At 69.1% G+C, this 14,207-nt stretch carries 9 protein-coding genes; 2 read left to right on the top strand and 7 right to left on the bottom strand.

The features are described 5' to 3' along the window. Window positions 1-508: 508 nt before the first annotated feature. A complete protein-coding gene (locus tag KY572_RS05995; protein ID WP_224241301.1) occupies window positions 509-1,930 on the top strand; it encodes a sensor histidine kinase in 1,422 nt (473 codons plus the stop codon). A gap of 15 nt (window positions 1,931-1,945) precedes the next feature. On the opposite strand, the gene KY572_RS06000 is transcribed toward KY572_RS05995, so the two are convergent. From KY572_RS06000 to KY572_RS06020, 5 genes are all read right to left on the bottom strand, one after another. Then, on the bottom strand, window positions 1,946-4,093 hold the full coding sequence (locus KY572_RS06000; protein ID WP_224241303.1) for an FAD-dependent oxidoreductase: 2,148 nt from the start codon (window positions 4,091-4,093) through the stop codon (window positions 1,946-1,948). A 12-nt stretch (window positions 4,094-4,105) separates the two neighbouring features. Then, complete coding sequence (locus KY572_RS06005; protein WP_224241304.1) at window positions 4,106-6,193, bottom strand: NAD(P)-binding protein; 2,088 nt, start codon at window positions 6,191-6,193, stop codon at window positions 4,106-4,108. Next, on the bottom strand, window positions 6,190-7,176 hold the full coding sequence (locus KY572_RS06010; RefSeq protein ID WP_224241306.1) for an acetoacetate decarboxylase family protein: 987 nt from the start codon (window positions 7,174-7,176) through the stop codon (window positions 6,190-6,192). The genes KY572_RS06005 and KY572_RS06010 overlap by 4 nt, the downstream gene beginning before the upstream one ends. Then, entirely contained in the window at window positions 7,173-7,982 is an 810-nt protein-coding gene (locus tag KY572_RS06015; RefSeq protein ID WP_224241308.1) for an acetoacetate decarboxylase family protein, read from the bottom strand. Before KY572_RS06015 ends, KY572_RS06010 begins: the two co-directional genes overlap by 4 nt. Window positions 7,983-8,119: 137 nt before the next feature. After that, complete coding sequence (locus tag KY572_RS06020) at window positions 8,120-10,117, bottom strand: protein kinase domain-containing protein (protein ID WP_224241309.1); 1,998 nt, start codon at window positions 10,115-10,117, stop codon at window positions 8,120-8,122. A gap of 236 nt (window positions 10,118-10,353) precedes the next feature. On the opposite strand from KY572_RS06020, the gene KY572_RS06025 reads away from it, so the two are divergent. Continuing rightward, window positions 10,354-11,418: an MBL fold metallo-hydrolase gene (locus tag KY572_RS06025; RefSeq protein WP_224241310.1), complete on the top strand. Its 1,065-nt coding sequence runs from the start codon at window positions 10,354-10,356 to the stop codon at window positions 11,416-11,418. A 3-nt stretch (window positions 11,419-11,421) separates the two neighbouring features. Here the strand turns inward: KY572_RS06025 and KY572_RS06030 are convergent, their stop codons facing one another. Then, complete coding sequence (locus tag KY572_RS06030; protein WP_224241311.1) at window positions 11,422-13,605, bottom strand: D-alanine--D-alanine ligase family protein; 2,184 nt, start codon at window positions 13,603-13,605, stop codon at window positions 11,422-11,424. Beyond that, window positions 13,590-14,207 (bottom strand): RDD family protein, encoded by a 618-nt coding sequence (locus KY572_RS06035; protein WP_224241512.1) that lies wholly within the window; start codon window positions 14,205-14,207, stop codon window positions 13,590-13,592. The genes KY572_RS06030 and KY572_RS06035 overlap by 16 nt, the downstream gene beginning before the upstream one ends.

Below are 14,207 nucleotides of genomic sequence, written 5' to 3' on the forward strand. Positions count from 1 at the left end.
CCTGACGGACCCAACCGCGCTCGGGGCACGATGAGCTCTGCGGTGCTCACCTTGCGGCCGCATGCCGCGAGGAGAGCGCCCGACAGCACGAGCAGAAACGAGTGGGGACGCGATGGTTTCACGATCATCCGCGACGGGACAGGAGGTGGCTGGCGGGGACTACATGCGACCGCCCTTCTTGGGGAGCGGCGGAGGGGGCCTCTCCGCGGCGAGGCTCAGCTCATGTCTTCATCGAAGCCAGGCTCCTTGGGGTACGCGCAGGGAACATCCCCTGGACACGACCGGCGTCCCGGCCCTCTCGAGCAATTCGCATGCCTGTCACCGGCTGCTCTGAAGCCCCTGCCCGCCCGTGGGAAACCGTGGCAAGACGCAAGGCCTCCCAGGCGAGCGGTGGCCTCTCCAGTGTTGAGTCGTCGAGTTCTCTCTTCTCTTTCCACACAGCGCCCCCCTCCAGGCGTAGCGTACGCAGGGTTCCAGCCAGTCCCGGCCTTGGAGGAGAGAGCGCGGTATGAGCCTTCGAAGTCTGCTCAGCGTGGTTGCGGGAGCCATCCTGCTCCTGGCCCTCACGATCTCCGCGGCCCTGGTCACCATCACCAGTCGGATGGAGCGGGACAGCCAGCATCTCTGGCATGCCGTGGAGAGCGTGCGCGCGGCGGAAGAGGCCGAGATCGCACTCCTGCTCCACAACCGAGAGCACCGGCTGCTGGGCCTCACCGGCGATGAGAACCACGCCACCACCATGCAGGCGGCGAAGGACAACCTCCACCACTGGCTGGCGGAGGCCCGTCGCTTCGTCGGAACCCCAGAGGAAGCCACCATCCTCGAGGATCTCACCCGGAACAGCACGGAGTATCTGGCGCTCGTGGACCGGCTGCGGCCCCAGGCACAGGATCGAGTCCCTGAGAGCCGCCAGTTGCTCGACAAGGCGCTGCTCAGTGCCGAGCGGCTCGTCGAGATCAACATCGCCGATGGTCGGAGAATCTCGGAGGAGACGCGCCAGTGGGACGAGCTCGCCAACCAGCTGGGCTTCCTCATGATCACGGTGCTGTTCATCGGACTCGGTCTGGCCATCTGGAGCATCCGCCGCTACGCCTACCAGCCGCTCCTGGCCGTCCGGAATGCCCTGGTGCGCTTCCACCCGGGCACCCCGGGTGCGGCCGTGCCGGAGACCGGTCCCCGAGAGCTCCGGGACATCTCCCGGGAGTTCAACGAGATGGCCGCGCGGCTCGAGCGCCATCGCGAGGTGCAGCTCGGCTTCATCGCGGGGGTGGCGCACGATCTGCGCAACCCCCTGAGCGCCCTCAAGCTGAGCGCGTCGATGGTGCGACCGGACCGTCCGCTGCCTCCGGAAGACAAGGTGCGCGAGCGCTTCGCCCTGGTCACCCGCCAGGTGGAGCGCATCGAGCGGATGGTGGAGGACCTGCTCGACACCTCCCGGATCGAAGCGGGCAAGCTGGAGCTGCGTCCGGAAGAGCTGGATCTGCGAGGGCTGCTGCGAGAGGTCGTCGCGCTCCATGAGGGGACCTCGACAACCCACGCGCTGGCACTCCACCTGCCGGAGGAGCCAGTCCCCGTGCGCTGTGACGCCACGCGCATCACGCAGGTGCTCAACAACCTGCTCAGCAACGCCATCAAGTACTCGCCTCAGGGCGGCAAGGTGCGCGTGGAGCTGACCTCGACCCCCGAGGCCGCCTGGGTGGCCGTGACGGACTCGGGCGTGGGCATCCCCGAGGGGGAGCGCGAGAGCATCTTCGAGCCCTTCCGGCGCGGCGCCGCCACCCGGGACACCATCCCGGGAGTGGGCCTCGGCCTGGCCGTGGGCCGCCGCATCATCGAGGCACACGGCGGCCGCATCGAGGTGGAGAGCACCCAGGGAGTGGGCTCCACCTTCCGCTTCCGCCTTCCCCGGACTCCGCTCCCCAGCGCTTGAGCGGGCCCTGCCGCCTCAGAAGTCGCTCTCGCCGGCGATGTGCTCCGGGAAGCCGGAGATGGCCTGCGAGGCCTGGAGCCCGGACATGGTCGCCGCCTCCACGCACCCGGCGTTGAGCCCCGTCAGGGTCCAGTCGCCCGCCAGGTACAGGTTCGGGAAGTCCGAGTCGTGAGAGCCCAGCCGCGCCGCCGTGGAGCCCGGCAGGGACAGCACGTACCGTTCGCTCGGATCAATGTTCGCGCGCCAGAACTGGCTGTCGAAGCGTGCAACGCCCCTGGCGCCGGCCGGAGCCGTCAGCAGCTCCCAGTCCAGGCCCGTGGGGTTGTAGCGCGGAGCATCCGGCCACAGGGCCCCCGTCCACTCCTTGAACCAGCGGATCGACAGCTGCTTCAGCCGCTCGTGCTCGCGCCGGGGGAAGTCGTGATCGGAGAACGGAGGGATCACCGGCGCGTCCAGCAGCGGCGCGGTGAAGTAGGCGATGTCCTTCACCGCTCCCGGCGGCCAGGTCTCGCGAGGAATGACCTGGGCCATGTCCGCGTAGGTGTTCAGCGGCTCGGCGTAGCCCGTCATCACCGTGGGAGAGGCTCGCCAGCCGAGCTGCTCCAGCGTCCTGGACAGCCAGAGCTGCACGCCCATCGTCTGGTTCGTCTGGAGCGCCTGGACCATCCGCTGCCAGCGCGGGCTCCGGGCAATGAGCTCCTCGCAGATGTACGGGAAGGCCCCCAGCGAGACTCCCATCACCAGGACATCGAAGTCCCGGCCGCGCTCCAGGGTGACGGGCCGCTCGCCCTTCCAGCGAGGCGCCCAGTACGACTCCAGGTTGATGCCCGAGGCCTCCAGCTCCTGGCCATCGACGATCTGATCGTACAGCGGCCGATCGGGCCAGCACGGCAGCCCGAGCACGTCGACGAGCGGCTGATACCCCGCCGCCGGGTTCTTCAGCTGCACCTGCTGCGTCAGCTCCACCCGCTCGATGTTCCGCGTCAGCGGGTGCGCGTGCAGGCTGCTCACCTTGTGGAAGAGGCGGAACTGGACGCCGCGCCGCTTGAGCACCTCGTACAGCGGCGTGAAGACCACGTCCCCCATGCCCGCGCGCATCTTGTAGAAGACCGCGCCCTTGTACGCGAGCGACATGCGCAGCAGGAAGCGCGTGGCCACGCCCGCGGCGAGCTGCTGCCGGTTCGGATCGCCCTGGATGTACGCGAAGAGCAGCTGGTACATCCCCTTCACGATGGGCGCGCGGTAGAGCGTGAAGTCACTGGCTCCGTGGCGCGCCAGCCACGCGCGGAAGTCCTCGCCGTCGATGGCGTTGAACCCCTTGCTGAGCACGCCATCCCGGAGCACGCCCCGGGCCATGACGAGCCCCAGCTCCAGCACCGCCCAGACCTTGCGGATCGCGCTGTTCTCCAGGCTCCGCGTGAAGCGCGCCGACAGCCGCGCCCAGGCCTCCTCCAGCAGCCACAGCAGCGCCTCCAGCTGCGTCGCGTCCTGCTCGCCCGGAGCCCGGGGCAGCCGCGCCGCCAGCAGCTGCGCCAGCTGGAGCACCCGCCCGATCCCAGGCACCCCGATCCTCGGGACGAGCGTGAGGCCCAGGGATCGCAGCGCTCCCTCCACACGAGCCGGCAGGCTGTCCGGCGCGGGCGTCGCCGCGGCGAGCCCCGCCCCCGGCGCCTGGTACAGCAGCTCCAGCAGCGCCTTCAGCCCTCGCTCCAGGTAGGTGACGAGGGTCGGCATGTCCCCGCCCAGCCCCGGCTCCTCGAGGTTGGTAGGGAACTGGAAGTCCCAGTTCACCCAGTCCGTGGGCGTGCGCTCGAAGAGCGTGATGAGCGACTGCTTCTTGAAGGCCTCGTCGATCGTGGCCAGCGGCGCCCCCCGAGGCCGCCCCAGCTCCTTGTAGGCCTGGCGCATCACCCGGAAGGCGTTCTCGTAGTGCCCCATCCAGACGTGCAGGCCGTGCTCCTCGATGCGCTGGGAGACGTCCTTGTTGCGCCCGCTGGCGCCCTTGCCTCCGAGCCTCCACCCCAGGCTGTAGAGGACCACCTCGTACTGCTCCTGCCAGCCCGGATAGCTGGTCAGCCCGAACGCCGCCGACATGGCGCCGACGCCGCCTCCGAGGATGACGATCCTTCGCTTCCGCCTGCGCGACTCCTGTGCCGTGCTCATCGATGTCTTGCCTCAGCGGTACCAGAACGCCTCGCCGGCGATGCGCAGCTTGCGCCCCGTGACGGCGCGGAAGGCCTGCATGCCGGAGATGACGGCGCCCTCGGCCGCCCCGATGTAGAACCCGTTGTCCACCCAGTCCCCACAGATCGTGAGGTTCGAGAACCCGGTGCCGTCCGGCCGGATCCGCGCCTTCGCCGTGCCCGGCAGCGCCAGCGTGTAGCGCTCGCTCGGGTCCACGTTGGCCCGCCAGTACTGCGTCGCGAAGCGCTCCTCCCCTGCCCTTTCATTCGACGGCACCAGCAGGTTCCAGTCGAACACCGCCGGGTTGTTCGGCTGCGTGGCCCGGGGCCAGAGCACCCCGATGTCGTTGCGCAGGAAGCCGAGGGCATTCTCCAGCGCCACCGCCTTCTGGCGGGCCGGGTAGCCATGCTCGGTGGGCGGCGGCGGAATCGTGGGCCCGGGCAGCGGGCCGCAGAAGTACGCCACGGTGAGCGGCGCGTTGGGCTGGGCCCACCCCTCCCGAGGCAGCACGCTGGTCATGTCCGCCCACGTGTCGAGCGGCTCCACGTAGCCCGTCAACAGCGGCGCCCCCACCGTCCACCCCAGCGCCCGCTGGTCCTTCGACAGCCAGAGCTGGAAGGCCTGCGTCTGGATGGTGGCCACCTCGTCCACCATCCGCCGCCACGCCGGGTTCAGCTCCATGAGCGTCGGGCACAGGTAGCGCACCGACGCCACCGGGATGCCGAACACCACCTGATGGAAGTCCTTGTCCACCTCCAGCACCCGCTCGGCCACGCTGCGCCAGGGGGTGTAGAAGGACTCCAGGTCGATATTCTCCCGCAGCAGCTGCTCGCCCTGGACGATCTGATCGTACAGCGGCCTGTCCGGCCAGCACGGCAGGTTCTTCACGGTGATCAGCGGGTCGTACCCCGCCGCCGGATCCTTCAGATCCACCTGCCGGCCGATGCGCAGCTTCGTGATGCGAGGCTGGCCGCCCGGCACCCGCTCGGCGACGACCTCCTCCACGCGGTGGAAGAACTCGAAGCGGACGCCGTTCTTCCGGCACGCCTCGTAGAGCGGCACGAAGACGGTGTCGCCCATGGAGGCCGAGAACTCGTAGGCCACGTGCCCCTGGTACGTGAGCCCGATGCGCAGCAACGCCCGCAGGGCGCTGCCCGCCCCGATCGACTGGCGATCCGGATCGCCATCGACCATCGACATGGCCGCGTCATAGATGACGCGCGCGAGCACCGAGCGCAACGTCAGCTCGCTGGCGCCGTGCTTCTTCAGCCACTCGCGGTAGTCCACCCCGTCGATGGAGTTGAACCCCCGGGTCAGCACCCCGTCCTCCAGGATGCCGATCAGGTTGGCCATGATGAAGTCCAGGCCCACGCTGAGCTGGTAGAGCAGGAAGTTGGACTCGATCAGGTGCTCTATCTGCTCCCAGAGCCACTGGAGGAAGTCCCGCATCAGATCGAGGATCTTCGCGCCCAGGGACTCCAGGGCCACCACGTGCTCCTGGGCCGCGGCGGCGGCGGTGGCATGGGCCTGCTCGAGCAGCCGCGTCCCGACCGCCAGGACGACCTCCTCCACGAGCTGCGCGGGGCCCCGCTCCGCCGAGAGCGTGAGCCCTCCCTTCAGCTTGCCGAAGAGCTCCAGCGCCACGCGGAGCAGGCCCTCGATGACCTCCCAGGAGGCGGTGTCCTCCAGGCCCTCGCCGGGCCGCCGGGAGTTCGCGGGAAACGGCACCACCCACCGCTGCCAGTTGCCCTGGACGAAGTCCTCCATGGCGATGAGATCCCTCGGGCGGAACGCCTGCTCGAAGGTGGCCAGCGGCGCCGTCGCGGGCCGGTTCATCACCCGATAGCACTCGCGCATCAGCGCGAACGCGTTCTCGTAGAAGCCCCAGAAGAGGTGGAGGCCGTGCTCCTCGATGCGGCCGTGAGGACCTCGCCCGCTCGCGCCCTTCCCGCCGAGCCGCCAGCCCACCTGGTAGACGGTGACCTCATACTCCTCTCGCAGCTCCGGCGTCCGGGACAGGTAGTACGCGGTGGTGAGCGCGCCAGCGCCCCCACCGAGCACCGCCACCTTCTTCTTCATGAACCGCTCCAGATGTGGTGACCTTCGTTGAGGCGGAAATCGAACCGGATCTGCAGCCCACCGGGGATCGTGAGCTGCCCCCGCGAGTCGAGATCCAGCCCCAGGGTCTGCGCAAGTGGCTGGGAGGCCAGAGGCTCCACCCGCAGGCGGAAGCGCCGCGGCAGCAGCCGGAGGCTCTTGAGCTGGATCTGATCCGCCTCCGCGCCCACGATGGCCTGGTAGCAGGCGCCGGTGGTCGTGCCCACGTCACGGAACTGCTTGAGGAAGACCATGGGCAGGCTGGGCCTGAACAGGAACTCGACGATCCGCGAGCCGATCTCGAAGTTGAAGTCCAGCAGCTGTCCCAGCTCATCGCGGAGCACGCCGAGCTTCTCCAGCAGCTCCTCGCCCAGCGACCAACCCAGCTCGCCGTGCTCCAGGGCAGCGCCGTCCGCGCGCTCCAGGGAGAGGACCCGGGAGACCTGGGCCTGGGAGTGCGGACCGAAGGTGCGGTACGCCAGAGTCTGGATCTCGAACGAGCCCGCGCCCTGCTGCGAGCCGGGCATGAGGATGGTGGAGGCCTGCTTGGGGAAACCGTACAGCTCCCGCCCGCCGGCCACCGCCCAGGGGTTGTCCGAGTAGATGTACGGGACGAAGAGCTCCACCTTCTTGCAGAGATCGTCCAGGCCGTGCTTGCGGTAGTCGCTCACCGCGATCCAGAAGGTGGCCTCGCGCTCGGAGGTGTGCCCCCAGTCCTTGAAGCCCTCGGCCCCCGAGGAGAGCCGGCCCACGTGCTGGAACGTAAGCATCACGTACGGCAGCCGCGGGCGGTAGTCCACGGCGCCGCCCGACGGCTTGTTGAGGTACGTGTCACACAGCTCCTGCAGCTTCGACTGCCGGCCCTTCAGGAAGAAGATGTACTGCGTGACGTCCTCGCACAGGCTCGGCGGAGGAAAGACCTGGAGCGAGGCGCTGTCGACATACTTCCTCCCCGGTGGACTCATCTCTGCTCCCTCGGCCCTCGCCAGTTGAGCGGCTTGGGCATCACGAATCGCGTCTTCGGCAGGTACTGCACCACCTGCGGCGTGAAGCGCAGGTCCACCAGATCCTTGCCCAGCACGCTGTCGCTGGACATGGAGAACTCATCGCCGTCGCCGAAGAGGCGGAAGCGCGGCTCCAGCTCGAAGTGCATGATGTTGCGCGTCTGGAACACCTCCTTCGGGGTGACGAACCCGAACGAGACCTTCTGCACCGGCGCCTGCTCCTCCGGGAAGCGGACGCGCCCGAAGACGACGCGCCTGCCGTCGCACGACACGTCGAAGCGGCACCAGGGCGCCGAGAAGGTGATGTCCACCGGCTGGGGCGTGGGGTGCTTGGCGTGCCCGTGCACCTCGCGGCCGAAGTCGATGGGCACCTGCTGATCGAGGATCAGCTTCTGGCAGAGGATGGTGGCGTCCGGGTGCGCGCCCGCCATCAGCAGCTCCATGGGCGAGGAGGCCACCACCTCCAGGGACTTCAGCGACACGGAGAAGCTGAGGATCAGCTCCTTGTACGGACCGCACGAGGTGTCGTGGTACTCCGCCAGCCACAGCGTCGCGGCCGTCTTCCCTCCCCCCACGGAGACAGGCTGGTAGCGCTGTCCGGCCAGCATCCGGCGGGCGACCTCCAGCTCCACCGGGCCATGCAGCACGAGGAAGTCCGCCGAGCGGCACGCGTAGGGGATCTGGCAGACCACGCCCGAGGAGAGCTCATAGTCCTCGGAGGGAGGGTACGCTTCGAACAGGGACGCGACAGGCGTGTTCGTCTGCATGGAGGGATCTCCTCTCTACCGCGCTGGAGTGCGCTGTTCGCAGTGTAACTTCGCTCCAATGCGCGGCTCGATAGGCCCTCCGTGCAGCCCTCGCGTCGGATTCAGCGAGGATTCACGAAATCCATGGACTCTCAGGCCTACCGCGAGCTGCCCGTGGCGCGTGCGCTCTCGTACGGAGGCGTCTCCGCGTCCTGCTCGCGAGGTGCCGCCGGAGCCGCCGGGCGGGAGAAGGTCGCCCCACGCCGTCCCACGACGTCATGCACGGGCACGGGCGCGCTCGCACCGGGCAGCAGGCGCGTCCCCACAGCCCGGCACTCGAACTCCAGGGAGGCACGCTGGCGCAGGCGATCGCTGATCAGGATCTCTCCGGGCCCGGCCACGGCGGCCAGGCGCCCGGACTGATCCACCGCCTCGCCGACCATCGTGTAGTCCAGGCGTCCCACCTCGGGCCCACCCAGGCCACCCAGGACCACCTCTCCCGAGTCCAGCCCAACCCCCACGAAGTGGGGCGCCGGGGCCTCCTCGCCCCGGGAGGCCGCCACCGCCCGGAGCTGCTCCCGGGCCCCCAGGCACGCCTCCACCGCATGGCGCAGGTGATCGGCGCAGCGGAACACCACGCGCACTGCGTCTCCCAGGAAGCGATCCACCACCCCGCCACGAGAGGTCAGCTCCGGCAGGAGGATCTGGAAGTGCTCGTTGAGCTTCTGGATGACGGCCTCGGGCGAGAGCTGGCGCACCACCGGGGTGAAGTCCAGGAGCCGGAGGAAGACCACGGTGGCCTCCGTCTTCTCCCCGGCCAGCACCCCCGGCCCGTGCGTCAGCGGACGCAGGCGCTCCAGGACGGTGCTCTGCACGAACATCCGCAGCAGCGCGTTCTCCTCGATGGAGCGCATCATCTGACGCGCCTCCGCCACGTGCTTGAGCGTCTTGCCCAGCGTCGCCTCGAGATCCTGGAAGTCGAGCGGCTTGGTCAGGAAGTCATAGGCACCGCGGTTCATCGCGGTGCGGATGTTGGTCATGTCGCTGTAGGCGGAGACGATGACCACCTTGGCCAGCGGGTTCACCTCGCCCACGCGGCTGAGGAACTCGAGCCCGTCCATGCGCGGCATGTTGATGTCGGTGAGGATGACGTCGATGTCAGGGTTCTGCCGCAGCTTCTCCAGCGCGTCCTCGCCGTCACAGGCGAAGAACAGCTCGTAGATGGAGTCGCGGATCTGCCGGCGGAACGCCTGCCGCAGCAGCATCTCCACGTCCGGCTCGTCATCCACCACGAGGATCTTCGCCGCCTGGGAGCGGCCGGAGTGGACGATCGACGCGAAGACGGCGGCCAGCTCCTGGGCGGACTGGAAGCGCTGGGCGGGCTCCGGGTGCAGCGCCTTGGTGAAGAAGCGGTCCAGCTCCGGGCCCAGCTCGGGCAGGAGGCTGGAGGGCGGCGTGTCGGGCGGGAAGAAGCTGCCGTTGAGCAGCTGCCCCACGGAGTCCAGGGTGAAGGGGAACTTCCCGGTGAGCGCCCGGTAGATGACCACCGCGATGGACCAGAGATCGCTGCGGTGATCGAGCCCCAGATCGCCGCGGATCTGCTCGGGGCTCATGTAGCGCAGCGTGCCCACCATCCCGTCCATGGACTCGGGGGTGATGTCCAGGGTGCGCGTCTTGAGCCGCACGAGCCCGAAGTCGAGGATCTTCACCACCTCCTGCCCGTCGATGCGGGACACGAAGAGGTTGGCCGGCTTGAGATCGCGGTGGATGATGTTGGCGGTGTGCGCGGCCGTCAGGGCGCGGGCCACCTGAGTGAGCAGCTGGGCCACCTGGGCGGGCGGCAGCCGCTCGCGGCGCTTGAGGCGGGACTCGAGGTCCTCCCCCTCGAGCAGCTCCATGACGATGTACGGCTCGTCTCCATCCAGCCCGAAGTCATGGATCTGCACGACGTTGGGGTGGTGGAACTGGGCGATCGCCTTCGCCTCCTTCTCGAACTGACGCCGGGCCCCTTCGGACGAGAGTCGGTGGGACGTCGTGAGCTTGATCGCCACCCGTCGGTGGAGCTGCGGATCGAACGCCGCCCAGATGGCGCCCATGCCACCGCCAGCAATCCTGCGTTCCAGGACGTACCTACCCCCAACCTGGCGTCCGGACATGGACCGACCACCCGTGCAAGAGCCGGAGGACTCACCCCGGCAGTGATGAGGGACGGCTGCACGCTCCCCTGAAGAGCAAGTTCATATCACCGGAGCGAGCCGCTCGCCCGAGGGTCCCTTCCCACCCGAGCGAGGGCTGTTCAATCCATCGCTTTTTCCGCATGACGCACCGCATCCCAGGGCGTCGGGTTATGAAGAGGAGAACTCCCCACCTACCCCACCTGGAGGTTTTCCCCATGCCCATGCCCCGCCTGCGCCGCGCCGTCCTCACCGGATTGGGGGCGCTCGTACTCGTGGGGACGACGGTGGCCGGGGTGGGTTGCCATGCGTTCTCCGCCCCTGTCTACCGCGGGCCGAAGTCGGACCACTTCGACGGAGAGCGGTTCCAGAACCAGGAGCCGCGCCAGTCGCGGATGACGTTCTTCCAGTGGCAGATGAACCGGGAGCAGGGCCCCTGGACGGAGTGGACGGACGCGCCGGCCGGGCCTCCCCCACCTCGGCGCGTGGCGAAAGGCACGGTGCGCGTCACCTTCATCAACCACGCCACCACGCTGCTGCAGGTGGACGGGGTGAACGTGCTGACGGATCCCATCTGGTCGGACCGCTGCAGCCCGCTGTCCTTCGTGGGCCCCAAGCGCGTGCGTCCGCCGGGCATCCGCTTCGAGGATCTGCCGCCCATCGACGCGGTGATCATCAGCCACAACCACTACGATCACATGGACGTGCCGACGCTGAAGCGCCTGCAGGAGGCGTTTCCCAACGTGCGCATCTTCGCGGGGCTGGGGAACAAGGCGTTCCTGGACTCCAAGGGCCTGTCCTACGTGAAGGAGCTGGACTGGTGGCAGGAGGCGCAGCTCACCCCCGAGGTGAAGCTGGTGAGCACCCCGTCCCATCACTTCTCGAACCGGGGGCTGAGCGACCAGAACGGGACGCTGTGGACCAGCTACGTGCTCCAGGGGCCGTCGGGGGTGACGTACTTCGCGGGGGACACCGGCTACGGCAAGCACTTCCGCCAGGTGCGCGAGCGCTTCGGCCCGGTGCGGCTGGCGGTGCTGCCCATCGGCGCCTACAAGCCCGAGGCCTTCATGGAGGTGGTGCACGTCTCGCCCCAGGAGGCGGTGCAGGCCAGCGTGGACCTCGAGGCGAAGGTGAGCGTGCCCATGCACTACGGCACCTTCAAGCTCGCGGATGACGGGCAGGAGGAGCCCGTCACCGCCCTGCGCGCGGCCCTCGAGGCCCGGACGGACGCCAGGCCGGAGTACTGGGTGCTCGGCTTCGGAGAGGGCCGGGACGTGCCCTGAGGCTCAGGCCTTCACGTCCAGGCGCGGCTGCGGCTCGCCGCCGTGCTGCGAGCCGTTCCCGTTGCTGCTCCCGGCGGGCTTGTCGTCCAGCGAGGACTTCTCCCCCGCGGGCTTGTCCAGCAGGACCTTGGCCGGAGCGTTCTCGTCCGCGGCGCGGCGGGCCTCGCGCTCCTTGTAGCGGCGGATGGCCGGGGCCATGATCTCGCCGATGAGCGTGCGGTAGTCCATGCCCGCGCCCTGGGCGATGAGCACCAGATCGCTCCAGCCCGGCGTGAGGCCCGGCAGCGGGTTGCACTCGATGAAGTAGATGCGCCCCTTGTCGTCCATGCGGAAGTCGATGCGCGCCACGTCGCGGCACCCCAGCGCCATGAACGAGCCACGCGCCGCCGCGCGCAGCTTCTCCAGCAGCGCCGGCTCGATCTTCGCGGGCGCGTCGTACCGGATGCGATCCGTCCAGTCGAGCTTGTGCTGGAAGCTGTAGACGGGCGTCTTCTCCTCCTTGTCGAGGAAGACGATCTCCATGGGGGGCAGCACGCGCGGCCGGCGCTCGCCCAGCAGGCCCACGGTGAACTCGCGCCCGCCGATGTACTCCTCGATGAGCGCCGGCTGCTGGTACTTGCCGACGATCTCCTTCACCACCTCGCGCAGCTCCGCCTCGCTGTTGCAGACGCTCTTGCTCACCACGCCCTTGGAGGAGCCCTCCGCCACCGGCTTCACCATCAGCGGGAAGGCGGTGAACTCCTTGTTGAGCCGCTCCTTGCCCGTGAGCATGAGCTGGAAGTTGGGCGTGTGGATGCCCGCCTGACGGACGATCTTCTTCGCCAGCGCCTTGTCCAGCGCGAGCGAGAGCGTGGCCGGATCGCTTCCGGTGTACGGGATGTCCAGCAGCTCCAGCATGGCCGGGACCTGGCTCTCGCGGTTGCGGCCCTTGAAGCCCTCGGCGATGTTGAACACCAGGTCCACCGGGGTGCTGGCCAGCACGCTGGGCAGCTCCTGGTTCGCCTCGAGATCGATCACCTCGTGGCCCCAGGAGGCAATGGCCTCGCGGATGGCCTGGAGCGTGGCCGGCGAGTCGTACTCGGCCTCCCTGTCCTCGGAGGCGTCCGCGGTGGGCTTCACGCGCTTGACGTTGTAGGTGAAGCCCACGCGCAGCGGGCCCGTCTTGCGCGTCGGCTTGCCCTGGCGCCGCGCCGAGTCCTTGATCTTGTAGCGCTTGGCCGCCCCCTGGATGATGGAGCCGATCACCCCGTCCAGGTGCAGCCCATCCAGCGCCGCGGAGGCGTAGATGCCCGCGCCCGGCTCCAGGCTGGGCAGCGCGTTGATCTCCAGGAAGTACGGCACGCCCGCGTCGCTGAGGCGGAAGTCGATCCGGCCCAGATCGCGGCAGTCCAGCACCCGGAAGATCTTCTTCGCCGTCTCGCGCACGTCCTCCGCCGTCTTCGCGGGGATGTTCGCCGGGGCGCGCACGCTGACGGCGCTGTAGTTCTTCACCTTCAGATCGTAGTCGTAGATCGGGTACTTGCGGCCCGCCGTGACGGCCGGGTCGATGATGTACTCCACGGGCGTGAGCACGCCGTCGTAGTCGTTGTCCACGGCGGCCAGGAAGGGCACCGTGATGTCGCGCCCGCCGATGTACTCCTCCACCAGCACGCCGGCCGGGTACTTGGCGAGCGCCTGCGCCACCTTGGCGCGCACCTCGTCCAGCGTCTCCGCGATGGAGTCCTGGGTGATGCCCTTGGAGGAGCCCTCGAAGTTCGGCTTGACGATGACGGGGAAGCGCAGGTTCTCCGCCGTCAGCTCGCTGAGCTTCTCCACGTACTGCCAGCCCGGCGTGCGGATGCCGTGCTTGGCGAGGATGAGCTTGGTGAGCTGCTTGTCCAGGGTGACGGCCAGCGCGTACGCGTCGCTGCCGGTGTACGGGAAGCCCAGCTCGTCGAAGAGGGCCGGATAGAAGGCCTCGCGGAAGCGGCCTCGGCGCCCCTCGGCGGTGTTGAAGATGAGGTCCGGGCTGTAGGCCTCCAGGCGGGCCACGGTGCGCGAGGCCGGGCCGCTCACCTCGAAGCGCTCGAGCCGGTGGCCGAGCCGCTCGATGGCGCCCGCCAGGGCGTTGACCGTCTCCTGGGTGTCGAACTCCGCCTCCTCTTCCGAGTCGGAGAGCCTGAGGTTGTACGTCAACGCGATGCGCACGGCTTCCCCCTTCTCGCCTTCTTCAGCGAGCGGTCGCGGCGATTCCTGGCCGCGGACATCAGTCGCCCCGTCGCGCGCTCATGCGCCACGGGGGTGCGGGCGGCAACCGTCGCGCCCGCCACAACCTTCCCATCCACCACCTGCGTCTGGGCCCACATGTCCCCGAGCCTCCAGCCGAGCGGATCCTTGAGGACGCGCCATCCCTCCAGCCCGCCGATGACGAGCAGCCCGGCGGCGCCGGCCACCAGGCCCAGGCCCTCGGGCATCATCCCCAGCAGGATGATCAGCGCCAGGGGCGCGTTGCGCAGGGCGCTGTCGCGGTGGCGCGCGGCCGAGCGCGTGGGCAGGTGCATGACCTTCACGCCGAAGATGCGCTTGCCCACGCTCTGGCCCAGGAGCATGCCGTCGGCCAGGAGCAGGAAGAGCAGCGCCACCACGGAGCCGGCGGCGCCGCACACCACCCACAGGCCCCACGCCACGGCCACGTCCACCAGCCGCGCGCCCAGGCGCAGCAGCAGCGAGGCCTTGGGATAGGGCGAGCCGGGCATGACGTCGCCCTCGTGGACGAGGCGCAGCGCGCGCTCCGTCCGAGGAGCCGCCAT

This window comes from Hyalangium gracile (genome assembly GCF_020103725.1).
GTDB lineage: Bacteria > Myxococcota > Myxococcia > Myxococcales > Myxococcaceae > Hyalangium > Hyalangium gracile.